The organism is Brachybacterium horti, assembly GCF_054777615.1.
Genome location: NZ_BAAHAM010000004.1, coordinates 350,927 through 373,280 on the forward strand (window position 1 = coordinate 350,927; position 22,354 = coordinate 373,280).

The following is a 22,354-nucleotide window of genomic DNA, read 5'->3' on the forward strand; positions in this document are numbered from 1 at the left end:
AGAAGACAGGGTTCAGAACACCGACAGCAGCACCGCGGCGACGATCGCGCCGAGCACGAGGGCGGAGCCGCCGCCGATCCCGATCGCCATGTAGGTGCCGGTGCGGTCCACGGGCTGCTGGCCGGTCCCCGTGCCGGTGGCGCCCGTCCCCGTGTAGCCGGTGCCGGCCCACTGCTGGCCGGTCTGCGGGGAGCCGACCCCCGGCGACGGCACCCCAGGGGAGTGCTGGGCCCGGCCCTGCGGAGCGGGAGCGGCGGAGGCCGTCGTCGGCACGTACCCCTGCTGCACCCGGCCCGCGCGGATCGCCTCGAGGGACGGCGCGGCGGCGGACTGCGCGGGCCGCTCGGGGCGAGCGACGCCGGGGGCGTTCTCCGGCATCGGCGCGAGGGTGTCGTCGAAGCGCAGCGGGGTGCCGTCGGCCAGGGTGAGCGGGTAGCCCGAGGGCACGCGCGGCAGGTCGCGGCGCACGGCCTCGGCGTCCTGGTAGCGCTGGTCCGGCTGCGCGGCGAGCAGACCGCGGATCACGGCGGAGAGCTTGGGGGTCACACCGCGCAGGTGCTGGTCGAGCTCCTCCGGGCGGAAGGCGCCGTCGTGCAGCTTGAGCGGCCCGTTGAGCGCGACGAGAGCGACCACCCCCGCCGCGTAGAGGTCGTGGGAGGGGGTGGGCTCGGCCATCGAGAACAGCTCGGGCGCCATGTAGCCGGGGGTGCCGTTGACCATGCCGACGTGCGTGAAGCGGACGTCGGACTCGTGCACGGCGATGCCGAAGTCCGCGAGCCGGGCATGGGGCCTCGCGGCGCCGCGGGCCTCGAACATGATGTTCGCAGGCTTCACGTCGCGGTGGATCCAGCCCTCGCGGTGCACGTGCGCGAGGCCGTCGAGGAGCTGGTCGAGGATGACGACGACGGCGGGCTCGGAGAGCTTCCCGCGGCGCTTGACGACCGATTCGAGGGTCCCGCCGCTCACGAGCGGCATGGCGATGACGACGTGCTCGTCCTCCGCGCCCCAGCCGTAGGGGGTGAGCAGGTGCGGGTGGTCGAAGCTGACGCCCTTCTCGCGCACGAAGCGCATGAGGTCCGCCGAGTCGCGCTGGCGCAGCACCTTCGCCGCGCACACCGCCTGCGCCTTGGCGTCCCAGGCGCGCCAGACCGACCCGGAACCGCCGGTGGCGATCAGGTCGATGAGCGCGAACCGCCCCACGATCACGTCTGCCATAAGGGGGCCAGCATATCGGCGGCGTCGCCCCGGCGTTATCCTGGCCGCTCCGGTGTGGACGCAGGAGGAGGGGATCCGATGGGCGGCGACGGCCTCGCAGGCTTCCTGGACCCCGTGGCCTTCTCCTGGATGATCCTGCTGCTCCTGCTGCTGGGGACCCTCCTGCTCACGATCGGCTCCGCGGTCTGGATGCTGCTGCAGCCCGACGAGCCCGAGCTCGACACGACCCCGCTCGTGGACGACGCCGTGCGCCGGGACCGGGAGGCCGCCGCGCTGCTGCGCCGCCGCCTCGACGCGGACGCCGGCCGCACCGACACCACGGCGCCCGAGCTGCGCTGAGGCCCGTCGCCCGACGCCCGGGGTGAGGGCATCCGCCCGCTCCGCACCTCGTGTTCACCCCCGCGCCCCTCCCTGCTCATCCGGTCCTCGCACCGCGGAAATCCCCGCTCCCTAGCGTGCTCCGCACAGGCGCCGGCGGACGGGGGAGGGATGGCGATGAGGTCAGGACGCACCCTCCTCCTCGCGGTGGACGGTCTCGCCCCGGAGGACGCCGCGCCGCTGCGCGAGGCCGCCCGCGTGCCGGCCACGGCCGGGGAGCTGACCGTCCGCCCCGGCGGACCCTCCGAGCCGGCCCCCGCGCTCGCCTCCGTGCTCACGGGGACGACGGTCGCCCGCACCCACGTCGCCTCGGAGATGCCCTTCCTCCCGGGCGCCCCGGGAGTCGTCTCCGCCTGGTACGCCTCCGCGCTCACGGCCCCCACCCTGCTCGACGCCGCCGAGGGCGAGGGCGCCGTGACCGCCGCCCTGCAGTGGCCCGCGACGGCCGGCGCCGGCGTGTCCCTCTGCCTCCCGCTCGTGGAGGACGTGCGCCATTACCGCAACCGCTGGGAGATGGCGGAGTCCACGAGCTCGCCGCGCATGGTCGCCGAGCACCTCGCCCCGCGCCGCGAGGCCGGGGTGCAGCTCTCGCAGGTCCCGCCGGACGCCCTCGTCGCCGAGATCGCGGCGGAGGTGCTCACCCGCTCCCCCGTCGGCCTCGCGGCCGTGCGGCTCACGGGACTCGCCCGCGCGCGCCGGGAGGACGGGGTCGGCTCCCCCGCCGTGCGCCGCGCCCTCGCGGACCTGCTCGACGCGGTCGCCCAGATCGCCGCGGCCTTCGGGGCGGGGCCCGACGATCGCACCGTCCTGGTCCCGGGGCGCCCGCTCGTGCCGACGGTGCTGCTCGTGCACCCGAACACGGCGCTCGCCGCGCGCGGCCTGATCCGCACCGACGGGCCGCGGCTCGCGTCCTTCCGCGCCCTCGTCTGGCCCGACGGCCCGCGCGGGGCGCTGCACGTGCGGCGCGAGGAGGGGGAGGCGGTGCGCCGCCTGGCCCTCGACGTGCTCGGCGAGCTCGCCGAGCACCATCACCTCACGCTGCGCGAGGTCGACGACGGCGTGGGCGCCACGGGGCAGACCGACGTCATCGCGGTGCTCGAGGGGGCGCCGGGGACCGTCGTCGGCCTGTCCCCCACGAACCGGCCGCTCGTGGACGGGGACGACCCGTACTACGCGGGGCCGCGCGCGGTCACGGACCCCTCCGCGGTCTCGACGGCGCTGCTCGTGGGGCCGGGCCTGCCCGCCTCGCCCGTCGAGGGGAGCTGGGCGGATCTCGGGGCGACCCTCGCCGCGGCGCTCGACCTCCCGCTGCCCGCCGCCACGGGCCGGGCGCTGCGCTCCCCCGCGCCGGCCTGAGGGCTCAGCGCTCGCGCAGCCGCGCCCAGAGGCGGGCGAGCAGGCCGGGCTCCGGGGGACGCAGACGGTCGCGGAGCTCGTCGAGGGCGGGCGCGTCGTAGGCGATGTGGTGGGCGCCGTCGTGCACCGCGGGATGCGGCGGGAAGGCGTCGGCCTCCTGCGGCGTGACCTCGATGCCGAGGCCCAGCGCCACGTGCCGCTCACCGTCGGCGTCGAGGACGACCTCGAGGGAGTCCGCCCCTGCGCCGCCGGGCAGGTGGAGCTCCGCGTCGACGTCGGCCTGCAGGCGATCCATCGCCGCGGCGAGGCGCTCGGCGAGGTCGGGCTGGGCGTGCACGCGCTCGCGCAGCGGGATGACCACGAGGTTGCCGCCGACGTCGGTGATCGCGTCCGCGACGTGGTGGGTGCCGCGGCGCTCCCCGTGCTCGTGCAGCGCGAGGCGCTGGATCACGAGGCGGAGCGTGCCCTGCGGCGCCACGGTCCCGAGGAGCGCGGCGAGCGCGGCCGTCGCCGGGGAGCTGCCGTCCCAGGGGACGGTGGTGCCGATCTCGAAGGGATCGACGGTCGCCTCCGGTGCGGAGGCCTCGTCCGGAGCGTCGATCTCATCCGGATCAGGTGGGAAGGTGCTGGCCACGGCCCCATCCTACCGAGCGGTCGGGACGTTCTCAGTGCGCGTCCGCGGTCGCGGTACGGGCACCCACGGCGGCGCGCACGGCCGCGATCTGGGACCGCCAGGCGCGCTGCGCGGCGACGCCCGGCCGCACGATCGGGAAGCCGGCGCCGTGGCCGGGCTCCTCGTGGAGCACGGCCTCGCCGCCCGCGGCGCCGATCCGCTCGACGAGCGCGCGGGAGTCCGGGGCGAGCAGGTCGTCCCCGCCCACGGCGAGGTGCACGGGCGGGAGGCCCTCGAGGTCACCGCGCAGCGGGCTGATCCGCGGGTCCTCGCGGTCCGCGCCGTCGGCGTACATCCGCGCGGCCTGCCGGTGCTCGCCGTCGAGGCGGTGCTCCGCGGTGAGGTCCGCCCAGGGGGCGGAGAGCAGCAGCAGGGACGGCTCGGTCACGCCGAGCGTGGCGAGCTGGGCCTGCACGCCGAGGGCGAGGCCGGCGCCGGCCTCGTCGCCGGAGAGCACCCAGCGCCCGGCGGGGAGCAGCGCGGCGCGGTCCAGGGCGTGGAGGGCGTGGAGCACGTCCTCGTCCGCCCGCGGGAAGGGGTGCCGCGGGGCGAGCGAGTAGTGGATCATCGCGGCGGCGACGTCGGCCCGCCGGGCGACCTCCTCGAGCCAGGTCCAGTGCTCTGTGCGCTCGCCGCGCAGGTAGCTCCCGCCGTGCAGGTGCACGATCACGCCGCGCGCGGCCTTCTGCTCGTCGATCCAGGTCACGGGGACGTGCCCGTGGCGGCGCCGGCGCACGCGGTCGCGGCTCGCGACCGATCGCGGGGGCGTGGTCGGGGACTGGGTGGCGAGGATCCTCAGGGCGCCAAGCGTGCCGATGCTCATGGGAGGAATCCTCGCACGAGAGCCTCCCGGAGGGCAGGGACCTGCGTCAGGCGCCGTCGGCCGGAGTCGCGCGGAGGGCGAGGTCGTCATCCACGGTGCCCGGACGCGCGGCCACGAAGCCTGCCACGCCGAGCACCACGCCGGTCAGCGCGAGGAAGGAGAGCACCGCGGGGATCGACCCGGTCGCGTCGAGCAGGCCGCCGGCGATCAGCGGGCCGACGGCCGCGAGGACGTAGCCGAGAGGCTGCGCGATCCCCGAGAGCCGGGCGGTGACGGCCACGGCGCGGGTGCGGGCGGGGATGAGCGCGATCGCGGTCGGGAAGGCGAGACCGGCGATGCCGAGCACCGTCGCCCAGACGAAGGGGCTCACCTGCGGGAGGAGCATGAGCCCCACGTAGCCGGCGGCGGTGAGCACGCCGTAGCCCGCGCAGATCCAGGGCAGGCGGCGGGAGCGGGAGACGAGGGTCGGGACGATCAGACCGCCGACGATGCCGAAGGCGCTCAGCACGCCGACGACGACCCCGGCGGTCGCGGCCGAGGTGCCCTCCGAGGTGAGGATCTGCGGGAGCATGCCGAACTGGCAGTAGGCGTTGAGCGACTGCATGCCGAACATGACGGTGAGCGCGACCGCGCGCGGCGAGCGCAGGATGCGGCCATGCACCCGCCCCTCGGGCGGGGGCGGCGGGAAGTCGTGGCCGGTGCGCGTGAGCACGACGGCCCAGACGAGCACGGGCGCGACCCCGATGAGCCCCCACAGCGGGAGGGAGTGGCGCCAGCCGTCGGCCTCACCGCCCGCGAGGGGCACGGCGAGCATCGCGGCGGCGGTGGCACCGCCGGCGAGGACGACGGAGTAGAGGGTCATGAGGCCCACCACGCGGGTGCCGCCGTGCTGCTTGATCCAGGCGGGCAGCAGCACGTTGCCGAGGGCGGGGCCCAGCAGGGCGACCACGGAGAGCAGCACGAACAGGCCGAAGCCGTCGACGGTGGGCCGCAGCAGCAGGCCGAGGGCGACGAGCACGAAGGAGGCGAGCACGGTGCCGGTGAGGCCGAGCACCCGCGCGACCGGCACGGCGAGCGAGCCGACGATGCCGAAGGTGAGGCACGGGAGGGCGGTGAGCAGGCCGGAGGCGACGGCGCCCTGGCCGTAGTCCGCGACGATCTCCGACATGAGAGGGCCCACGGAGGTCGCCCCGGGGCGGAGGTTCAGGGCGAGGAGCCCGACGGCGATCACGGCCAGGAGGGGGCCGACGTCACGGCGGGAGGAGGGGGTCACCCGTCCCTTCTACACCCCGCGGGCGCGCCGCGCCGCCGACGTCCGGTTCGCGGGGGTGCGTCCGGTCCTCGCTGTGATCCACGCCGCGCCGTGCGGGCGACCCCCCGGAATTGGTTGCCTTTTCATCTATCGTGGCCGCTCCGCATTCCCCCTCCGGAAGGACGACCATGTCTTCGCACGCCGCCCGTTCCACGACCTCCCACCTGGGTCTCCTGATCGCCCGCCTCGTGCTGGGCGTCATCTTCCTGCTCCACGGCTACCAGAAGGTGGTCCAGTGGGGCTTCCCCGCCGTCACCGATGCCTTCGCCGGCATGGGCGCGCCGATGCCGGGGATCACCGGCCCCATCGTCGCCGTGCTCGAGCTCGTGGGCGGCGCCCTGCTGATCCTGGGCCTGCTCACGCGGGTGGCCGGCGTGCTGCTCGCGATCGACATGGTGGGCGCCGTCGTGCTCGTCCATGCGCAGAACGGCGTGTTCGTCGACGCGGGCGGCTGGGAGCTCGTGGGCGCGCTCGGCGCCGGGGCGCTCGCCCTCGCCGCCGCCGGCCCGGGCCGCTTTGCCCTCGACGCGCTGGGCGGCGGCTCCCGCCGCCGGCGCTCCGCGGCCCGCTCCTCCGCGACCGCGGAGGCCTGAGCGGTCACCGCGGCGGCCCGCGCAGCCGGACCGCAGTGGACCGTCGGCCCCGCCCCTCCTCGGGGACGGGGCCGACGTCGTCCTGCGGACGGCGGGAGGGACGCTCAGTGGTCGACGGCGGCCTTCTCGGAGCCCGCGCCGGTGAGCGAGCGGACCTCCATCTCCGCCTGCTTCAGCTCGTCGCCCGGCCCGGAGGTGATCGAGCCGAGCCAGCCGAGGAGGAAGCCGAGCGGGACCGAGACGATCGCCGGGTTCGTCAGCGGGAACCAGGCGAAGTCCACGCCCGGGAACATGGCCTTCTCGCCGCCGGAGACCACCGGGGAGAAGAGGATCAGCACGACCGCGCTGATGAGACCGCCGTAGATGCTCCACAGCGAGCCGCGGGTCGAGAACCGCTTCCAGTACAGGGAGTACAGGATCGAGGGCAGGTTCGCACTCGCCGCGACCGCGAAGGCGAGGGAGACGAGGAAGGCGACGTTCTGCTCCGCGGCGAGCACGCCGCCCACGATCGAGATCGCCGCGATGACGACCGCCGCCGTGCGGGCGACCCTCACCTCGCGCGCCGGATCCGCCTCGCCGCGCTTGAGCACGCCGTTGTAGATGTCGTGCGCGAAGGAGGCGGAGGCGGTGATCGTGAGGCCCGCGACCACCGCGAGGATCGTCGCGAAGGCGACCGCGGAGATGATCGCGAGCAGCACCGAGCCGCCGAGGGCGTAGGCGAGGGCGGGGGCCGCCGAGTTCGAGCCGCCGGGCAGCGAGCCGATGACGTCCACGCCCACCATCGAGGCGGCCGCGAAGCCGAGCACGAGGGTGCACAGGTAGAAGAAGCCGATGAGGGCGATCGCCCAGGTCACCGAGCGGCGCGCCTCCCTCGCGGTGGGCACCGTGTAGAAGCGCATGAGCACGTGCGGGAGCCCGGCGGCGCCGAACACGAGCGCGATCGCGAGGGAGACGAAGCCGAGCTTGCTCGATCCGGTCTCGCCGTACTGGAGCATCGGGTCGAGGATCTTCGTGCCGTCCGGGTGCGCCTCGACGGCCCGCTCGAGCACGGTCGAGAAGTTGAAGCCGTTCAGCGCGAGGATCCAGACGGTCGTCACGCCCACCGCGCAGATGAGCAGGACGGCCTTGATGATCTGCACCCAGGTGGTGCCCTTCATCCCGCCGATCAGCACGTAGGCGATCATCACGATGCCCACGACGACGATCACGGCGCTCTGCCCCACCCGGCCGTCGATGCCGAGCAGGAGCGAGACGAGCGCGCCCGCGCCGGCCATCTGCGCGAGCAGGTAGAAGAAGGTCACGGCGAGGGTCGAGCTCGCGGCGGCGGTGCGCACGGGCCGCTGGCGCATGCGGAAGGACAGGACGTCGGCCATCGTGAACTTGCCGGTGTTGCGCAGCGGCTCGGCGACGAGCAGCAGCGCGACGAGCCAGGCGACGAGGAAGCCGACGGAGTAGAGCAGGCCGTCGTAGCCGTAGAGCGCGACGGAGCCGACGATCCCGAGGAAGGACGCGGCGGAGAGGTAGTCGCCGGCGATGGCGATGCCGTTCTGGCGTCCGGAGAAGCTGCGGCCGCCGTGGTAGAAGTCCGCGGCGCTCGTGTTCTGCCGGGAGACCCGGATGACGACCGCGAGGGTGACCACGACGAAGGCGAGGAAGATCGCGATGTTGAGGACGGGGTTGCCGACGTCCATGTCAGTCCTCCCCCTCGATCTCGACGCGCAGCCGCTCCGCGAGCGGGTCGAGCTTCCGGTTGGCGTGGCGGATGTACAGCCAGGTGATGAGGAAGGTCATGACGAACTGGCTGATGCCGAGCAGGATGCCGAGGTTCACGTGGCCGATCACGGGGATCGCCATGAGCCCCTCCGCGTACGTGGACAGCAGCACGTAGGCGAGGTACCAGACCAGGAAGGCGGCGGTCATGGGGAAGGCGAAGCTGCGGAAGGAGGTGCGCAGCTCGCGGAAGTCCGCGGAGTCCTGCACCTCCCGGTAGCGCTCGGGGGAGGGTTCGGGGGCCGGGCCGGGGGGCGGCACGGGCGTCGATGACGTCATCGCGGGCACAACTCCTTCGTTCTGCGCGGGTCCGAGGTGGGGAGTCCTCGGACGGCACCGAACCTAGCAGGCGTGACGCCGGTCACGCGGGAGGGTGTGGACCGCGGCGGCGCCCGGGGACGCCCGCGGGCTAGCCTGCTCCTCTCCCCGTTCCCGAAGGACCCCTCCATGACCAGCACCGACCCCGGCACGGCCGCCGCCCCGCGCCCCCGGATCCGCGCCGCGCGCGCGGAGGACCTCGCGGGCGTCGGGGCGATCCGCGAGCACGCGATCCGCACCTCGACCGGGCTCTGGACGGACGAGCTGCCCACCCCCGGCCAGCTGGAGGAATGGTTCCGCGAGCACCTCGAGCGCGGGGCGATGCTCGTCGCGGTCGATCCCGCCCTCGAGGGACCGGAGGCCGTGCTCGGCTACGCCTCCTACGGTCCGCTCGTGCCGAAGAACGGCTACCGCTTCACCGCGGAGAACTCCGTGTACCTGCGGCCCGAGGCCCAGGGCCGCGGGCTGGGCACGGCCCTGCTCGGGGCGCTGCTGGACCTGTGCCGCGAGCACGGCATGCACTCCGTGGTCGCGCTCGTCGAGGCGGGGAACACCGCCTCGATCCGGCTCCACGAGCGCTTCGGCTTCGTCGAGGCGGGGCGCCTCGTCGAGGCGGGCTGGAAGTACGACCGCTGGTGGGACCTGGTGCACCTGCAGCTGCGGCTCTGAGCTCGCCCACCACGACCGACTCACGGGAGCGGACTCGGGCCTGCCCCTCGCCTGAGCAGCGCGTCCTCCGCGGCGTTGCCCGGGCAGCGCAGCGCCTCCTGCGTCGCGGCGGCGGACTCCTCCTCGCGCCCCGCCACCCGCAGCAGCTCGGCGCGGGCCACGTGGAAGGGGCGGTAGTCGGCGAGGTCCTCCGCGACCCCGTCGAGCTCCGCGAGGAGCAGGGTGAGATCGTCGCCGCGGCGGGCGCGGGCGACGGTGCGGTTCAGCTGCACCATCGGCCCCGGCCAGTGCCGCAGCAGGTGGTCGTAGAGCTCGACGACCTCGTCCCCGTCGACGTCCTCGGCGCGCTCGGGCACGCAGCGGGCGGCCGCGATCGCGCCCTGCAGCAGGTAGGGGCCGCGGTGCCCGCCGCGCAGGGCGTCGAGGACGAGCTCGTCCGCCCGGTCCACGGCAGAGCGGTCCCAGCGCGTGCGGTCCTGCGCGTCGAGCGGGACCGGCAGCCCCTCCGCGTCGGTGCGGGTCCCGGCGCGGGCCTGCACGAGCAGCGCCTGGGCGAGGAGGCCGTGCACCTCGCCCTGCCCGGGCAGGAGGTGCTTCAGCAGCTCGAGCAGCCGCACCGCCTCCCCCACGAGGTCCGGGCGGTCGTGCCGCTCCCCGGCGGGGGCGGTGTGGCCGGCGGCGAGCACGAGGGAGATCGCGTCGAGGACCGCGGTGAGGCGGCCGGGGAGCTCCTCCGGCTCGGGGATGCGGCAGGGGATGCCGCTGAGCGCGATGCGCCGCTTCGCCCGGGTGAGGCGGGCGCCCATCGTCGGCACGGGCACGAGGAACGCCGCCGCGATCTCCTCGGTGCTCAGGCCCAGCACGAGACGCAGCACGAGCGCCACGCGGGACTCGGGGGCGAGGGCGGGGTGCGCGCACAGGAACAGCAGGCGCAGCCGCTCGTCGCGGACCACGACCTCGGACTCGTCGATCACGCGGGGGTCGCCGTCGGACGTGCCCCCGTCGGCCGCGCCGCCGTCGGCCCCTCCCCCGGTGTCCCAGAGCAGCAGCGGGAGCTTGCGCCGGAGGGTCTGCTCGCGGCGGCGGGCGTCGAGCGCGCGGCGCCGGGCGGTGACGGTGAGCCAGGCGCCGGGCCGCTCGGGCACCCCGTCCCGCGCCCACTGCTCGAGGGCCTGGGCGAAGGCCTCCGCGGTGGCGTCCTCGGCGAGGTCGAGGTCCCGCACGGCGCCGGCCGTCGCCGCGAGCACCGCGGCCCAGTGGTCGCGGTGCGCCGCGGCGACGGCACGATCGACGGCGGCCCGATCGGCGGGCGCGCCCGTCGGCCCCCTCATGCGGTCATGGGCCGCACCTCGACGCCGCCGCCCTGGTGGAGGATCGGGTTGCGGCGCGCCACGGCGATCGCCGCGTCGAGGTCCGGGACGTCGAGCACGTAGAAGCCGACGACCGTCTCCTTCGCCTCGAGGTAGGGGCCGTCGACGAGGCCGCCGGCGCGGATGGAGGTGGTCGCGGTGTGCTCCGCGAGCGGGCTGCCGAAGGTCATGACGCCCTCGGCGACCATCTCCTGGGCGTAGGAGTCGTGCTCGGCGAGCTCGGCGGCGAGCTGCGCCTCGTCCGTGGTGCGCCGATCCTCCGGGTGGTACATGAAGACGGTGTAGCGGGGCATGGCGGGATCCTTCCCTCGGTCCGGCGCCTCTCGCCGGCTCTCACCCTGTCGTCGCACAGCCTCCCCCGGATCGACAGCCCTGTCAGGCCGGATCAGCCGCTGAAGCCGCCCCCGCCACCGGGCATGTCCTTGAAGCGCGAGTAGTGGCCCTCGAAGGCGACCGGGATGGTGGCGGTCGCGCCGTTGCGGTGCTTGGCGACGATGAGGTCCGCCTCGCCGGCGCGGGAGGACTCCTTCTCGTAGTAGTCCTCGCGGTGGATGAGGAGGATGAGGTCGGCGTCCTGCTCGATCGAGCCGGACTCGCGCAGGTCGCTCATCATCGGCTTCTTGTCCTGTCGCTGCTCGCTGCCACGGTTCAGCTGCGAGATCGCGATGACGGGGACCTCGATCTCCTTCGCGAGCAGCTTGAGCGCACGGGAGAACTCCGAGACCTCCTGCTGGCGGGACTCGACCTTCTTGCCCGAGCTCATGAGCTGCAGGTAGTCGATGACGACGAGGGAGAGGTCGTGCTTCTGCTTCAGGCGCCGGCACTTCGCGCGGATCTCCATGAGCGACATGTTCGCGGAGTCGTCCATGAACAGCGGGGCGTCGGCGATGCGGCTCATGGCGCGGGCCATGGCCTGCCAGTCGCGGTCGTCCATGGAGCCGTCGCGCATGCGGTTCATCGGCACCTGCGCCTCGGCGGAGAGCAGACGCATCGTGATCTCGGTCTTGTCCATCTCGAGGGAGAAGATGACGCTGGACTTGCCGTTGTGGATCGAGGCGGAGCGCAGCACGTCCATGCCGAGCGTCGTCTTGCCCATCGCGGGGCGGCCGGCGAAGATGATCAGCTGGCCGCCGTGGAGGCCCTGGGTGAGGTCGTCGAACTCGGCGAAGCCGGTGGGCACGCCGGTGACCTGGCCGCCGCGGTTCTGGGTCGCCTCGATCTGGTTGAGGGTCTCGTCGATGACCTCGCCGAGCGGCACGAAGTCCTCGCTCTGGCCGCGCTCGGTGACGGCGTAGACCTGCGCCTGCGCCTCGTTGATGACCTCCTCGACCTCGCCGCCGTCGGTCGCGTAGCCGAGCTGGACGATGCGGGTGCCGGCCTCGACGAGGCGGCGCAGGGTGGCCCGCTCGACGACGATCTCGGCGTAGTAGCCGGCGTTCGCCGCGGTGGGGACCATGTCGATGAGGTCCGCGAGGTAGGCGCCGCCGCCCACGCGCTGCAGCTCGCCGCGCTTGGAGAGCTCGTCGGAGACGGTGACGAGGTCCGCCGGTTCGCCGCGGCCGTAGAGGTCGATGATCGCCTCGAAGATCAGCTCGTGCGCGGGGCGGTAGAAGTCGTTGCCGCGCACCGTCTCGACGACGTCGGCGATCGCGTCCTTGGACAGCATCATGCCGCCCAGCACGCCGCGCTCGGCGTTGAGGTCCTGGGGCGGGGTGCGCTCCAGGCCGCGATCGGGACCGGCTTCGAAGGCTTCTGCTGTCGTCACCGGACCAGTGTAGGAACCCGGGCGGATCCTCGGGCCCCAGGGGGCGGCCGATGGGGGTGATGTGCGTCTGGGGAGGAAGGACCACGGTCGACGATGCCCGCGCCACCCCTTGACGTCGGGCGGTGCACCGGAGGTACAGTGCTGACACGCATTGCACCACTGGTACACATCCCATGCACCGGATCGGAGACGACCATGAGCTCGGACGCGACCACGACCACGCGGGCCCACGCGAGCCTGCTGCCCTTCGCCCTCGCCCTGATCGCCGCGAACGCGGCGGTGCACGTGATCCTCGTGCTCGCGGGCAACCGGATCACCGTCCTCACCACGCTCCCCCTCCTCGCCGTCGCGATCGGCATGGCGATCTACCTGCTCACGAGCGGCCGCGCGCTGGGCCGGGTGCGCTACGGGCGCTTCGTCGCGCACGCGCTCTGCTACGCGACCGTCAACGTCGGCTACCTCCTGCACGCCTACCTGCTGATCGGCCTCGGCTCCCCCGCGATCGCCGGGAGCGGCAGCGGCACGGCGATCGATCCGACGTGGCTCGGCGCCTCCCTCGGCATGGCCGGCCTCTGGGGCCTGGGCCTGATCCTCCACGGCGTCGGTGCCGTGCTGGACCGCGGCTTCGAGGCGCCGCGCCGATGACCGGCGCGGCGGGCCTCGGCCCCGAGGACGCCGAATGGGCGGGAGAGCTCGCGCGCTCCTGGGTCGAGGTCTACAAGAAGTCGGCGACCACGCTCGCGCTGCTGCGCCTGATCGACGCGCACGGCCCGCTCCCCGCGGCGGGCCTCGCCCCGCTCTTCGAGGAGACGACGGGCTGGACCCTCACCGAGCGCGGGCTCTACCGCACGCTGCGGCGGCTCGCGGAGTCCGGGGTGCTCGCCATGGAGCGGGTCGACGTGGCCCGCACGGGTGCGAAGCGGCAGGACTTCTCGCTCACCGCCGTCGGCCGCGACTACCTCGAGCGGATCGAGCGCGAGCTCGTCTGAGGCGCCCTCACCCGTGCTCCCGCCGCCGGAACACGATCAGCTTCTGGACCACATAGCTGAGCACGAACAGCAGCAGGTCGGAGGTGATCTTCGCGGCCACGAGCGGCATGCCGAGCGCGGTGAGGGCGCCGACGATCGCGACGCCGCCCGCGAGCACGACCGCGGCGAGCGCGACGTAGCCACTCAGCGCGCGGCGCAGCGGGGAGCGGCGGCCGGAGCGGAACACGAGGTGGCGGTTGATCGCGAAGTTCGCGCCGCCGCTGACCACCCGGGCGAGGGTCATGCCGAGCCAGACGGGCGCCCCGAGCGCGACGGCGCCGAGAAGCAGCCCCGTGTCGATCGCGAAGGCGGCGAGGCCGCTGCCCGCGAAGGTGAGGACGGGGGCGAGCACGCGCAGGGAGTCCCGCAGCGGGCGGAAGTGGCTCGTCGCGTTCTCGTCGACGTACACGGTCGCGATCGGCAGCTGCCGCAGGGTGATCCCCTGCCGGGCGGCGGCGACGAGCATCGTGTACTCGTACTCGTAGCGGTCCCCGGGCACGGTCCCGGCCCAGTCGAGCAGGGTCGCGGGGATGCCGCGCAGGCCCGTCTGGGTGTCGCCCAGGCGCACCCCGGAGACGGCCTCGAACAGGCGGGCGCTCACGGCGTTGCCGAACCACGAGCGCAGCGGCACCTCACCGCGGGCGAAGGAGCGCACGCCGAGCACGATCTCCCCGGGGCCGGAGGCCGCGCGCGGGCCGTCGAGCGCCTCGATCACGCGGAGCACGTCGGCCAGGGTGTGCTGGCCGTCGGCGTCGGCCGTGACCACGCCGCGGCCGGGCAGCTCGGACTGCACGAGGGTGAAGGCGGCGCGGAGGGCCGCCCCCTTGCCGCGGTTCACGGGCAGGTGCAGCACGCGGGCGCCGAGCACCTCGCACACGTCGAAGGTGACGGCGTGCTCGGGGCCGGAGCCGTCGTCGACCACGACCGACTCGACGCCGTGAGCGGCGAGCGCGGCGACGAGCTCGACGAGCTCCGGGCCGGGCTCGAGCGCCGGGATGACGACGACCGCGGAGGGCGTCGTCGGCGCGTCGGGGCGGAACGGGGCCGGTGCGGGGGCCGTGCGGGAGGTCCCGGTGGGTCGCTTCTGGAACTGGATGGTCATGTCGTCACCCCGCCACGTAGAGGATGTCGCTGGTGGCGCGCTCGCCACCGTTGCTGGGCTGGTTGACGATCTCGCCGTCGAAGATCATGACGCACGAGCCGCCTCCGTCGAGGTTGTAGCCGGTGGTGCAGCCGAGGTCGGCGAGGATCTCGCCGAGCTCCGGCAGACCCACGCCGCGCGAGTAGCCCTCGCTGCGACCGTCGACCACGAGGAACACCAGGTGGTTGTCGCCGATCACGCCGATCGCGGTGCGCGGCTGCTCGCCCTGGATCGAGTGGTTGCCGACGTTGGTGTCCACCTCGACGTCCTCGACGCCGTCCGGCACGGCGCCGTCGACGAGGACGGCGGGGCCGAAGCTGAGGGTCTGCCAGACGCCGGCGTCGAGCAGCTCCTGGGCGCTCGTCGCGGTCTCGTCGTAGACCTCGACGTGACCGTCGGCGTAGAAGGCGAGACCGTCACGGGCGGGCTCGTCGCGGTAGATCACGCCGTTGCGGATCTCGATGCCGGTGTCGCGGAAGCCGTAGTAGTCGCCGTTGATCGCGAGCACGGCGTCGTGGTCGGAGGCCATGGTGCTGGGCTCGGCGGTGATGTTCTCGCCGAACTCGTCCTGGGCGAAGGCGGAGCGGATGATGCTCGCGTCGCTCACCTCGATCTCCGCCGCGTACCAGGCGAGGGCCTCGGAGCCGGAGCCGGTCGCGGTGGAGGTCAGCGTGATCGTGGTGGTCGAGGAGGTGTAGCCGGTCTCGGTGAAGGCGCCGTCGGTCGCGAGGGCGGCCGTGGTGGCGGAGGTGCCGGCGGCCTCCTCGGCGGCGGAGACGCTCGAGACCTGGACCTTCTCCCGCAGGAAGCGGTCGTAGGCCCAGGCGGCGGAGCCGCCGGTGCCGGCGAGGACCGCCACGCCGCCGCCCAGCAGGGCGCGGCGGGTGACGGTGCGACGGCGGGTGCGTGGGGTCGTGGGGGCGGGGCCCGGTGGTGTGCTCATGCCGAGAAGAGTCCGGCGGCGGGCTGTGCCGGGAGCCGCGGCACGGCTGTGGGGGTGCTGTGCGCCTGTCGGGCCCGCCTCCTACGGTGGCCCCATGACCGCCCCCATCGCTCCCCTCGCCTCCGTCTCGATCGACTGCCCGGACCCGGGCGCACTCGCCCCGTTCTACAGCGCCCTGCTGGGGCTCTCCGAGGCCTTCGCCGCCCCGGACGGCTCCGTGGTCGCCCTCTCCGGCGCCGGTCCGATGATCACGCTCATGCGGGCCGACGACTACGTGGCCCCGCAGTGGCCGGATGGCCCGCAGCACCAGCAGATGCACCTCGACCTCGCGGCCGAGGACCTCGACGCCGCGGCGGGGGCGGTGCTCGCGATCGGCGGCACTGAGGCGGGGACGCAGCCCGATCCGGAGCGCTGGCGGGTCATGCTCGACCCCGTGGGCCACCCCTTCTGCCTGAGCGCGGTGCGCCCGGACTGACCCCTTCAGGTGAGGTCAGGTGCTCCCTGCCGGGCAACGGTCGATCACCGATCTCCTGCACGTCTATTCCGAGCCCCCGGGACGCCATCGAGCGAGCTCACGAGCCTGAGTCGCGGCACCGACCAGGGCGACGCCGCATGCGGCCAGCAGAGGCAGTGCGATCGTCGCTACGAAGTAGTCGGCGGGGAGTCGTGCGTCGAGCGGCGGGAGCGTGAGGGGGTAGGTGAGGACCATCGTGGTGAGGCCTCCGCTCACGACGGCGACGATCAGGGGGAGGAGAACTCGGCCGATGACGATCAGAGCCGCACTGCCTCTCCCAGCACCCCACATGGACAGCACACCAGCTCGACGTGATGCCGCACCAGTGTCCCCAAGCACCGCGGCGGCGAGGGCGAGACCCAGCAGGACGGTCGCCGCGCCAGCCCCGACGGTGTTCCACCGCGCCTTGTCTCTCGATTGGGCGAGCCCGGCGATCCAAGAGTCCCCCACGGCGGAGACCTCAGGGGCGGGAAGCACCTTCTGTGCGAGTTCACGCTTGATCCCGTCGACGGGCAGATCCGTGCCGCCGCGGCTCACGGCATAGAGCTCCCCCTCAGATGCCGTGAACGGATCCGCGACGCGGATCGACGCTCGATCGGGGTCGCCCGGCCCTGCGAGCAGGCGCACCCGAGGGTCGAGGTCGGCCCCGTCGAGTTCCACCTCTCCATCGACGCAGGTCAGGGAGAGGTCCTCGAGCGCCGCACAGTCTCCGGTGATGACCGTGGGCAACGCCGTGCGGTCATCGAAGACGAGAGAACGGGCGAGGACTGCACCGCCTTCTGCTCCCAGCGCTTCACGCAATGCCGACTGCTGAGCGGGGGTCTCGACGAAGCCCGCGATCTCCAGGACGCTCGTGCCGTACTCCTCCTGGATGGACTGGGCCTCGCGCACTTTCGAGTTGTTGAGCGTCGACAGCACGAGCGACACCGCGACGAGAACCACCAGCAAGGCCGTCCCCGTCGCCAGACGGCGCACCGCCTTCGGGTCCCCGAGAAGTTGACGGCCGGCGATGATGAGGGCCGCCGCACCAGTGCGTCGACCGAGCGCGATGACGCCCCTCGCGACGAGGGCGGTCGATGCCCCGATGAAGGGGCCGATCGCCAACGCGACGAGGGCGACGGAGCCGTAGACGAGCCAGATGCGGGGAGTGTTGTCCTCCCATCCGGCGGTGCCCACGAGTGTGATCACGGCGAGCAGGCAGACCGCGGGGAGCCCGAGGATCTTCCAGGCCCTCTCCGGCCGATCTGCCACGTGCACCCTCGTCCCTCGAGATCTGCGAGGGACGTTCATGAGCATCGCGATCATGAGGCACAGCAGCCACCCGACGATGAGCCCACCAGCCATCAGGGGAGACGAGGCGCGCGCGTCCCGCGCCAGCAGGGTGTACCCGGACCCCGGTACCGGGAAGTCCACGACCAGCAGCAGTGCGGAGAGTGCCACTGCGGCGGCGCCACCGATGACCAGAGGGACCCCGAGCGACCCTCTCAGAACGGCGAGCCGCACTCGGGGCCCGGCCCCCAGGACTCGGAGGACCAGGAGCCGTCGATCCCGTCTCCGCGAGCCGGCTCGGGCAGCAGCCGCCATGAGCACCACGCCCGGAGCGAAGAAGGTCAACCCGAACTCGGTCAGCGCCATCGGCAGCGTGGGTTGGTAGGCGGCGCCCCCGATCAGTCCCACCTGGTCCACGCCCGCATCGAACGGGACGCCGAGCTCGCCGAACGGGAGACCCGTGACCTGGGGGAGGACGTCGTCCGTCGGCCGAACATAGGCGATCCTCTCTGTCCGTGACACCACGCCATCCATCCCGATGGTGTGCCCGGCGCCGTGGCCGTACCGGTCGGTGATCTCCTCCCCAGCACGGGTTCCCGCTAGAGCGGGGGAGAGGACGACCTCACCGGGTTCGGGCCACACGCTCAGCCCGGGAGGCAGCTCCGCCCCCTGGCCGGGTACGAGCACGATCACGTGCACCCATCGTCCCTCGGCGGTGTCGGCGATGATGCGCCATCGCGGTCCGGAGTCCACCCGATCGACACCCGTCGCCCAGGAGACCGGGATGCGGGAGAAGTCCCTCTCCACCCGATTGTGGTACGTGCCGACGAGCAGACCGGCGAGCATCATCACCAGTGTCAGCGCGGTCGTCGCGACGATGAGCATGGCTGCGCTGACCCTACGCTCAGGTGTCCCTGCATCCATCTGCGCTCCGAGCGCAGCCCACGTCCCGAGTCGGTCCGCGCCGTCACGGTTCATCCGACGTGCCCTAGTGTCGCGACGCCGTCCGGCCTCGAACGGAGCTCGTGGACGGACTGAGCTCGCCGCGCCAGCGTCTCGTCATGGGTGACGAGCAGGAGGGCGCTCCCCCATCGGTCGGGGATCGACAGGATCGCGTCTCCGACGACGTCCCGGAACTCTGCGTCGAGAGAGCCTGTGGGCTCATCGGCGAGCACCAGTCGGGGACGCGTCACCAGCGCGCGGGCGACGGCGACGCGCTGCCGCTCGCCGCCGGACAGCACACCTGTCGTGCTACCACCGGTGGGGACCTCCAGTTGTTCGAGCAGTGACTCGGACCGTTCGAATGCCTCCGCACGCGGCACTCCTGCCAGAAGCGCCGCGACGGCGACGTTCTCGACCGGGGCGAGCTCGTCGATCAGCTCTCCGTGCTGAAACACCATCGAGACCGTGTCCCGGAGATAGTGACGGCGTTCCCGCGCCGAGAGCACCCCCACCTGCTTCCCATCCACGACGATCTCCCCGGAGGAGACCTTCACCATCCCGAGGATCGCCGAGAGGATCGACGACTTCCCCGAGCCGGATCGACCGATGATCGCCGAGGACTCACCCTCGTGGACACGGAGAGACACGTCATCCACGACGGTTCTACGGCCATATCTGATGGCGACATCGTCGATGTCGAGCAGCGCAGCGTTTTTATCCATGACCCCTCACCACGACGGGCGATCGCCCCTCTCCATCGAGGGGCGATCGCCGTTGACACACCTGATGACCGAGAACTCGTGTCAGATGTACTTCCTGGTCGCGCAGGTATCACCCGACACCGGATGATCATTGCAGGCCTGGAACGACGCGACACGCGTACTTCCACTCATCGTCGCACTCTGGGTCTCCCTGTAGGCGTTCGTCACCAACTGGTACCTGCTGGAGGAGTTGTTCCGCCAGTAGTTCGCATAGGCCCTGTTCCCGTCTGCGGCTCCATCACGGACGGTGATCTGCGTCCGCGCGTCATTGACGGAGGCGACGGAGGCGCCACTCTCGGCCGACGACGTCCACCCCTGCGTTCGCGGCCGCCGCGCCTCCGAAGATCACCATCGCCGCGCACGCACCGACGACCCCGGCCTTGACAGACTTCTTCCCCATCATCAGATCCTCCTTGATCCTGTGGGCCACTTCTGGACCCCTGTCCGGAAGATTATGCAGGGGGGGAGTTACCGTCAAGAGCCGCCTCGAAACTGGTCGAAACCCCCTCCCGGTGGTACGTCGCGAGTCCACCTCGGTGAAGACGGGAGCGCGGCTCGCAGGCCGTCCACCCACAGCGAGGGCCTCCGACACCCATGGCATCGGGCGCGCCGCTCAGGTGAGGTCGTCGTGTTTCCCGCCGGCCCAGGCGGCGTGCCGCTCGGCGGAGAACAGGACCGCCGCGCGGGCATCGCGGAGGACGGAGCCCGCGAAGTTGCCGTGGATCCGTTCGAAGGGCTCGGCCGCGGCGGCCCGCGCGACGCGCAGGGCGACCGCGCCGGAGAGCGGCACGCGGTTGGGGTAGGAGCGCATGAACGCGACGGTGCGGCCGTCGGGGTTCGGGGCGATCGTGTCGCCGCTGAGCAGCACGCCGGCGCCGTCGGCCCCCGTCCAGCGGACCACGGCGCTGCCGGGGAAGTGCCCGCCCAGCTGCACGGCCCGCACGCCCGGCAGGATCTCCTCCTCCCCCTCCCAGAGGTGGAGGCGGGCGGGCTCGAGGGCGAGCCAGCCGGCGTCGGCCCGGTTCACCCACACGGGGGCGTCGTCGATGGCGGCGGACCACGCGGACTGCAGGCCGAACATGTGCGGGTGGCTGGGGACGATCGCGCGCAGCGGGCCGAGGGCGCGGACGGCGGCGACGGCCTCGTCGGTGATCGCGGGCGGCACCTCGACCATGACCGTGCCGTGCGGCGTGGTCAGCACCTTCGCCTCCTGGCCGATGCCGACCCCGCCGTCGACGCGCAGCGCGTGCAGGCCGGGCTCCCGCTCGACGACCTCGATCGGGGCTGGATCTACAGGATCGGCAGGGTCGTGCCAGCGCTGCACGCCGTCGGACGGGAGGTACTGGCGCTCGTCCGCGCAGATGGCGCAGACCTCGGGCAGGTGGGCGGGGTCGTGCTCGACGCCGCAGGTGGCGCACTGGATCATGAGGGCTCCTCGGTGGTCGGTGCCCCCAGCATGGAACCTCGAGCGCACTTGAGGTCAAGAGCTCGCGCGAGGAGACTTCGCGCATGCTCGAGGACCGTCTGACCATCGGCGAGGTCGCCGCCCGCGCGGGCGTGGCCCCCTCCGCGATCCGCCACTACGAGACGCTCGGCCTGCTCACGAGCGAGCGGACGAGCGGGAACCAGCGGCGCTACGCCCGCACCGTGCTGCGACGCATCGCCGTGATCCGCGCGGCCCAGCACGTGGGCCTCTCGCTCGCCGAGATCGCGGAAGCGTTCTCCCGCTTCCCGCCGGACCACGCGCCCACCAAGCGGGACTGGGCGCGGCTGGCGCGGGAGTGGCGGCCGCGGCTCGACGCCCGGATCCGTGAGCTCGAGCAGGTGCGGGACGGGCTGTCGATGTGCGTGGGCTGCGGCTGCCTCTCCATGCGGCAGTGCGCGATCTACAACCCGGACGACGAGCTCGGGGCGGACGGGCCGGGCGCCCGTCGGCAGTTCCCCCACCCTGCTCCCTGACCGCATCCACCTGCTGTTCACCTCACATACATCTGCGACAGGGCGGCCATAGGGGATCCATAGGCACGGGACGGAGGGTTGCTCCCATCGACACCCCCGAATCCCGAGGAGCACCCCATGTCCGCCTACCTGCTGTACGCCCTGGACCTCGTGGCCGTGCTGACGCTGACCTTCGGCGTCTACTGGCCGCGCCACCGCCGCCGTGACCTCGTCGTCGCCTTCCTCGGCATCAACGTGGGCGTGCTCGCCGTCGCCGCGCTGCTCGCCGGCTCCGCGGTCACCGCGGGGCTCGGCCTGGGCCTGTTCGGCGTCCTCTCGATCATCCGCCTCCGCTCCGACGAGCTCGCCCAGCACGAGATCGCCTACTACTTCGCGGTGCTCGCCCTGGGCCTCGTGGCCGGGCTGTCCGTGACGCCCACGGTCCTCTCGGTCGTGTTCATGGTGCTCATCGTGGCGACCATGACGATCGTCGACCATCCCGCCCTCCTCGGCGCGCACCGCCGGCAGCTGGTGACGGTGGACCGGGCGATCGCCGACGAGGCCACCCTGCGGGCCCACCTCGAGGAGATGCTCGGGGCCGACGTCACCGCGCTGACGGTTCAGCGCCTGGACACCGTCGCCGACACGACCCTCGTGGACGTGCGGTACCGGCTGCGGGCGGGCCGCCGCTCCGCCGGCCACCTCACGGCGCCGGCCGACCCGTCCACCGGGCGGGCGACCACCCCGACCGAAGAGCCCGCGCTCGCCGCCCGCACCACCGAGTCGCCGGTGATGGCCCGATGAGCGCCGTCGACACGCTCCCGCCCGTCGCTCTCGAGGAGATCGCCGAGCGCGCCGCCCTCATGACCCGCGTGGACCGCAAGTACCTCGTCCCCCGTGAGGACGTGGAGGCGCTGATCGCCGGCTCCCCCGCCGAGCTGCGGGCCCTCGAGATCGACGGCAGCCGCCATCAGGCCTACCTCTCCGTCTACTACGACACGGAGGACCTCTCCTCCTACCGGGCGGCCGCCACCGGGCGCCGTCGGCGGTGGAAGGTGCGACGCCGGATCTACGTCGACTCGGGCGCCTCGTTCCTCGAGGTGAAGACCCGCACCGGCCGCGGCGAGTCCGCGAAGCTCCGGATCGCCCTCCCGGCCGACTCCCCCACCGTCCTCACCGACCCGCTCACCGGCACGGCGCTCGAGTTCGTGCACACGGTCCTCGAGGAGGCCGGCTGCGAGCTCCCCGCGGGCGAGCTGCGCCCCGTGCTCACCACCACCTACGACCGCTCCACCGTGCTGCTCGGCGCGGAGGACGCCCGCCTCACCCTCGACGAGGCGCTGGTCTGGACCGATCCCACGGGCGAGGCCCGTCGGCTCCGGGACCAGGTGGTCGTGGAGACCAAGGCCGGCACCCGCCCCAGCAGCGTCGACCGGGCGCTGTGGCGGGCGGGGCACCGGCCCCAGCGCCTGTCGAAGTACGCGACCGGCCTGGCCCTGCTCGACCCCGAACTGCCCGCGAACCGCTGGCACCGCACCACCTCCCGCCTCGACACCGCCGCCTGAGACCGCACCCC

At 73.2% G+C, this 22,354-nt stretch carries 23 protein-coding genes and 1 pseudogene; 10 read left to right on the forward strand and 14 right to left on the reverse strand.

What is annotated here, in order from left to right; genetic code table 11:
* Window positions 1-12: 12 nt before the first annotated feature.
* The gene (locus tag ACYVAP_RS14500) at window positions 13-1,215 is read right to left on the reverse strand and encodes a serine/threonine-protein kinase (RefSeq protein WP_498861214.1); all 1,203 of its coding nucleotides are present in this window, start codon (window positions 1,213-1,215) and stop codon (window positions 13-15) included.
* A gap of 78 nt (window positions 1,216-1,293) precedes the next feature.
* Between ACYVAP_RS14500 and ACYVAP_RS14505 the strand changes: the two genes are divergently transcribed.
* A complete protein-coding gene (locus tag ACYVAP_RS14505; protein ID WP_498861215.1) occupies window positions 1,294-1,554 on the forward strand; it encodes a hypothetical protein in 261 nt (86 codons plus the stop codon).
* Window positions 1,555-1,710: 156 nt separating this feature from the next.
* Window positions 1,711-2,949 (forward strand): phosphodiesterase, encoded by a 1,239-nt coding sequence (locus ACYVAP_RS14510; RefSeq protein ID WP_498861216.1) that lies wholly within the window; start codon window positions 1,711-1,713, stop codon window positions 2,947-2,949.
* Between the two features lie 4 nt (window positions 2,950-2,953).
* On the opposite strand, the gene ACYVAP_RS14515 is transcribed toward ACYVAP_RS14510, so the two are convergent.
* The 3 genes and pseudogenes from ACYVAP_RS14515 to ACYVAP_RS14525 all read right to left on the reverse strand — a co-directional run bounded on the left by ACYVAP_RS14515 (window position 2,954) and on the right by ACYVAP_RS14525 (window position 5,718).
* Window positions 2,954-3,583, reverse strand: a complete 630-nt coding sequence (locus ACYVAP_RS14515; protein WP_498861217.1) for a hypothetical protein — start codon at window positions 3,581-3,583, stop codon at window positions 2,954-2,956.
* 196 nt (window positions 3,584-3,779) lie between these two features.
* Window positions 3,780-4,535, reverse strand: a pseudogene (locus ACYVAP_RS14520) (alpha/beta hydrolase fold domain-containing protein); the annotation flags it as partial.
* Window positions 4,492-5,718, reverse strand: a complete 1,227-nt coding sequence (locus ACYVAP_RS14525) for an MFS transporter (protein ID WP_498861218.1) — start codon at window positions 5,716-5,718, stop codon at window positions 4,492-4,494. The pseudogene ACYVAP_RS14520 and the gene ACYVAP_RS14525, both read right to left, overlap by 44 nt.
* A 167-nt stretch (window positions 5,719-5,885) precedes the next feature.
* On the opposite strand from ACYVAP_RS14525, the gene ACYVAP_RS14530 reads away from it, so the two are divergent.
* Entirely contained in the window at window positions 5,886-6,350 is a 465-nt protein-coding gene (locus ACYVAP_RS14530) for a DoxX family protein (RefSeq protein WP_498861219.1), read from the forward strand.
* 104 nt (window positions 6,351-6,454) lie between these two features.
* Here the strand turns inward: ACYVAP_RS14530 and ACYVAP_RS14535 are convergent, their stop codons facing one another.
* Together ACYVAP_RS14535 and ACYVAP_RS14540 are read right to left on the reverse strand one after the other, a co-directional pair.
* Window positions 6,455-8,041: a solute symporter family protein gene (locus ACYVAP_RS14535; protein WP_498861220.1), complete on the reverse strand. Its 1,587-nt coding sequence runs from the start codon at window positions 8,039-8,041 to the stop codon at window positions 6,455-6,457.
* Window position 8,042: 1 nt separating this feature from the next.
* A complete protein-coding gene (locus ACYVAP_RS14540) occupies window positions 8,043-8,399 on the reverse strand; it encodes a DUF485 domain-containing protein (RefSeq protein ID WP_462589529.1) in 357 nt (118 codons plus the stop codon).
* A gap of 168 nt (window positions 8,400-8,567) precedes the next feature.
* On the opposite strand from ACYVAP_RS14540, the gene ACYVAP_RS14545 reads away from it, so the two are divergent.
* Window positions 8,568-9,107 carry a GNAT family N-acetyltransferase gene (locus ACYVAP_RS14545; RefSeq protein WP_498861221.1) on the forward strand — a complete coding sequence of 180 codons (540 nt, stop codon included), beginning with the start codon at window positions 8,568-8,570 and terminating at the stop codon, window positions 9,105-9,107.
* A gap of 20 nt (window positions 9,108-9,127) precedes the next feature.
* Here the strand turns inward: ACYVAP_RS14545 and ACYVAP_RS14550 are convergent, their stop codons facing one another.
* From ACYVAP_RS14550 to dnaB, 3 genes are all read right to left on the reverse strand, one after another.
* Window positions 9,128-10,438 carry an RNA polymerase sigma factor gene (locus ACYVAP_RS14550; RefSeq protein WP_498861222.1) on the reverse strand — a complete coding sequence of 437 codons (1,311 nt, stop codon included), beginning with the start codon at window positions 10,436-10,438 and terminating at the stop codon, window positions 9,128-9,130.
* Window positions 10,435-10,770: a YciI family protein gene (locus tag ACYVAP_RS14555; RefSeq protein ID WP_498861223.1), complete on the reverse strand. Its 336-nt coding sequence runs from the start codon at window positions 10,768-10,770 to the stop codon at window positions 10,435-10,437. The genes ACYVAP_RS14550 and ACYVAP_RS14555 overlap by 4 nt, the downstream gene beginning before the upstream one ends.
* 92 nt (window positions 10,771-10,862) lie before the next feature.
* Window positions 10,863-12,242: a replicative DNA helicase gene (gene dnaB / locus ACYVAP_RS14560; protein ID WP_168197987.1), complete on the reverse strand. Its 1,380-nt coding sequence runs from the start codon at window positions 12,240-12,242 to the stop codon at window positions 10,863-10,865.
* A gap of 195 nt (window positions 12,243-12,437) precedes the next feature.
* Between dnaB and ACYVAP_RS14565 the strand changes: the two genes are divergently transcribed.
* Together ACYVAP_RS14565 and ACYVAP_RS14570 are read left to right on the forward strand one after the other, a co-directional pair.
* Window positions 12,438-12,887, forward strand: a complete 450-nt coding sequence (locus tag ACYVAP_RS14565) for a hypothetical protein (RefSeq protein ID WP_498861224.1) — start codon at window positions 12,438-12,440, stop codon at window positions 12,885-12,887.
* Entirely contained in the window at window positions 12,884-13,231 is a 348-nt protein-coding gene (locus tag ACYVAP_RS14570; protein WP_137769173.1) for a helix-turn-helix transcriptional regulator, read from the forward strand. The genes ACYVAP_RS14565 and ACYVAP_RS14570 overlap by 4 nt, the downstream gene beginning before the upstream one ends.
* Before the next feature lie 7 nt (window positions 13,232-13,238).
* Here ACYVAP_RS14570 and ACYVAP_RS14575 read toward each other — a convergent pair whose 3' ends face one another.
* Together ACYVAP_RS14575 and ACYVAP_RS14580 are read right to left on the reverse strand one after the other, a co-directional pair.
* Window positions 13,239-14,372: a GtrA family protein gene (locus tag ACYVAP_RS14575; RefSeq protein ID WP_498861225.1), complete on the reverse strand. Its 1,134-nt coding sequence runs from the start codon at window positions 14,370-14,372 to the stop codon at window positions 13,239-13,241.
* Window positions 14,373-14,376: 4 nt separating this feature from the next.
* Window positions 14,377-15,354 (reverse strand): phosphodiester glycosidase family protein, encoded by a 978-nt coding sequence (locus ACYVAP_RS14580; RefSeq protein ID WP_498861226.1) that lies wholly within the window; start codon window positions 15,352-15,354, stop codon window positions 14,377-14,379.
* A gap of 94 nt (window positions 15,355-15,448) precedes the next feature.
* Between ACYVAP_RS14580 and ACYVAP_RS14585 the strand changes: the two genes are divergently transcribed.
* Window positions 15,449-15,829 (forward strand): VOC family protein, encoded by a 381-nt coding sequence (locus ACYVAP_RS14585; RefSeq protein WP_498861227.1) that lies wholly within the window; start codon window positions 15,449-15,451, stop codon window positions 15,827-15,829.
* 63 nt (window positions 15,830-15,892) lie between these two features.
* Here ACYVAP_RS14585 and ACYVAP_RS14590 read toward each other — a convergent pair whose 3' ends face one another.
* The 3 genes from ACYVAP_RS14590 to ACYVAP_RS14600 form a co-directional block, all read right to left on the reverse strand.
* Window positions 15,893-18,022 carry a hypothetical protein gene (locus ACYVAP_RS14590; RefSeq protein WP_498861228.1) on the reverse strand — a complete coding sequence of 710 codons (2,130 nt, stop codon included), beginning with the start codon at window positions 18,020-18,022 and terminating at the stop codon, window positions 15,893-15,895.
* Between the two features lie 89 nt (window positions 18,023-18,111).
* Window positions 18,112-18,801 carry an ABC transporter ATP-binding protein gene (locus tag ACYVAP_RS14595; protein WP_498861229.1) on the reverse strand — a complete coding sequence of 230 codons (690 nt, stop codon included), beginning with the start codon at window positions 18,799-18,801 and terminating at the stop codon, window positions 18,112-18,114.
* 652 nt (window positions 18,802-19,453) lie between these two features.
* A complete protein-coding gene (locus ACYVAP_RS14600; protein ID WP_498861230.1) occupies window positions 19,454-20,266 on the reverse strand; it encodes an MBL fold metallo-hydrolase in 813 nt (270 codons plus the stop codon).
* Window positions 20,267-20,349: 83 nt separating this feature from the next.
* On the opposite strand from ACYVAP_RS14600, the gene soxR reads away from it, so the two are divergent.
* From soxR to ACYVAP_RS14615, 3 genes are all read left to right on the forward strand, one after another.
* Window positions 20,350-20,799 (forward strand): redox-sensitive transcriptional activator SoxR, encoded by a 450-nt coding sequence (soxR, locus tag ACYVAP_RS14605; protein ID WP_498861231.1) that lies wholly within the window; start codon window positions 20,350-20,352, stop codon window positions 20,797-20,799.
* Window positions 20,800-20,916: 117 nt separating this feature from the next.
* A complete protein-coding gene (locus ACYVAP_RS14610; protein ID WP_498861232.1) occupies window positions 20,917-21,582 on the forward strand; it encodes a DUF4956 domain-containing protein in 666 nt (221 codons plus the stop codon).
* Complete coding sequence (locus ACYVAP_RS14615; protein WP_498861233.1) at window positions 21,579-22,343, forward strand: polyphosphate polymerase domain-containing protein; 765 nt, start codon at window positions 21,579-21,581, stop codon at window positions 22,341-22,343. The genes ACYVAP_RS14610 and ACYVAP_RS14615 overlap by 4 nt, the downstream gene beginning before the upstream one ends.
* Window positions 22,344-22,354: the final 11 nt, after the last annotated feature.

Excerpts from the sequence above, each read along its gene's own strand:
- ACYVAP_RS14610 (WP_498861232.1), top strand. The coding sequence starts at position 20,917 with ATGTCCGCCTACCTGCTGTACGCCCTGGACCTCGTGGCCGTGCTGACG.
- ACYVAP_RS14505 (WP_498861215.1), top strand. The coding sequence starts at position 1,294 with ATGGGCGGCGACGGCCTCGCAGGCTTCCTGGACCCCGTGGCCTTCTCC.
- ACYVAP_RS14540 (WP_462589529.1), bottom strand. The coding sequence starts at position 8,399 with ATGACGTCATCGACGCCCGTGCCGCCCCCCGGCCCGGCCCCCGAACCC.
- ACYVAP_RS14555 (WP_498861223.1), bottom strand. The coding sequence starts at position 10,770 with ATGCCCCGCTACACCGTCTTCATGTACCACCCGGAGGATCGGCGCACC.
- ACYVAP_RS14500 (WP_498861214.1), bottom strand. The coding sequence starts at position 1,215 with ATGGCAGACGTGATCGTGGGGCGGTTCGCGCTCATCGACCTGATCGCC.
- ACYVAP_RS14585 (WP_498861227.1), top strand. The coding sequence starts at position 15,449 with ATGACCGCCCCCATCGCTCCCCTCGCCTCCGTCTCGATCGACTGCCCG.
- soxR (WP_498861231.1), top strand. The coding sequence starts at position 20,350 with ATGCTCGAGGACCGTCTGACCATCGGCGAGGTCGCCGCCCGCGCGGGC.
- ACYVAP_RS14590 (WP_498861228.1), bottom strand. The coding sequence starts at position 18,022 with ATGCTCATCGTCGCGACGACCGCGCTGACACTGGTGATGATGCTCGCC.
- ACYVAP_RS14600 (WP_498861230.1), bottom strand. The coding sequence starts at position 20,266 with ATGATCCAGTGCGCCACCTGCGGCGTCGAGCACGACCCCGCCCACCTG.
- ACYVAP_RS14570 (WP_137769173.1), top strand. The coding sequence starts at position 12,884 with ATGACCGGCGCGGCGGGCCTCGGCCCCGAGGACGCCGAATGGGCGGGA.
- ACYVAP_RS14575 (WP_498861225.1), bottom strand. The coding sequence starts at position 14,372 with ATGACCATCCAGTTCCAGAAGCGACCCACCGGGACCTCCCGCACGGCC.
- ACYVAP_RS14580 (WP_498861226.1), bottom strand. The coding sequence starts at position 15,354 with ATGAGCACACCACCGGGCCCCGCCCCCACGACCCCACGCACCCGCCGT.
- ACYVAP_RS14545 (WP_498861221.1), top strand. The coding sequence starts at position 8,568 with ATGACCAGCACCGACCCCGGCACGGCCGCCGCCCCGCGCCCCCGGATC.
- ACYVAP_RS14615 (WP_498861233.1), top strand. The coding sequence starts at position 21,579 with ATGAGCGCCGTCGACACGCTCCCGCCCGTCGCTCTCGAGGAGATCGCC.
- ACYVAP_RS14565 (WP_498861224.1), top strand. The coding sequence starts at position 12,438 with ATGAGCTCGGACGCGACCACGACCACGCGGGCCCACGCGAGCCTGCTG.
- ACYVAP_RS14530 (WP_498861219.1), top strand. The coding sequence starts at position 5,886 with ATGTCTTCGCACGCCGCCCGTTCCACGACCTCCCACCTGGGTCTCCTG.
- ACYVAP_RS14550 (WP_498861222.1), bottom strand. The coding sequence starts at position 10,438 with ATGAGGGGGCCGACGGGCGCGCCCGCCGATCGGGCCGCCGTCGATCGT.
- ACYVAP_RS14510 (WP_498861216.1), top strand. The coding sequence starts at position 1,711 with ATGAGGTCAGGACGCACCCTCCTCCTCGCGGTGGACGGTCTCGCCCCG.
- ACYVAP_RS14595 (WP_498861229.1), bottom strand. The coding sequence starts at position 18,801 with ATGGATAAAAACGCTGCGCTGCTCGACATCGACGATGTCGCCATCAGA.
- ACYVAP_RS14535 (WP_498861220.1), bottom strand. The coding sequence starts at position 8,041 with ATGGACGTCGGCAACCCCGTCCTCAACATCGCGATCTTCCTCGCCTTC.